General features: G+C 52.1%; 1 pseudogene. It reads right to left on the bottom strand.

Features of this window, described 5'->3' with window-relative positions:
• Positions 1-257: pseudogene (locus AB4153_RS21450) on the bottom strand (RTX toxin); the annotation flags it as partial.

The raw sequence follows: 257 nt of genomic DNA, 5'->3' as shown, positions 1-257 counted from the left end.
GTGATGACCTGCACTGTGCCAGCGCTATCGGTGAGCGTTAGGGTGACAGTTGAGTTTGGCGCCACATCAGTAGTGGTACCTGAAATGTCAGCAGTTTCTGCGCCATCATTGATGGTGAGGGCTACATCGATTGAGCCCGCGGTGGCGTCCATGTTGTCGGTGTCAGCATCAGTGACGGTTTGACCGTTTTGGTCGACAGCTGAGGCATCTACAGTAATGTCACCATCAACTAAGCCTGAAATGTCTACGCCATCAAT

Source organism: Shewanella sp. 10N.286.52.E4 (assembly GCF_041468785.1).
In the GTDB taxonomy this organism is placed as follows: Bacteria; Pseudomonadota; Gammaproteobacteria; order Enterobacterales; family Shewanellaceae; genus Shewanella; species Shewanella electrodiphila.
This window is presented reverse-complemented; position numbering and strand designations above follow the sequence as displayed.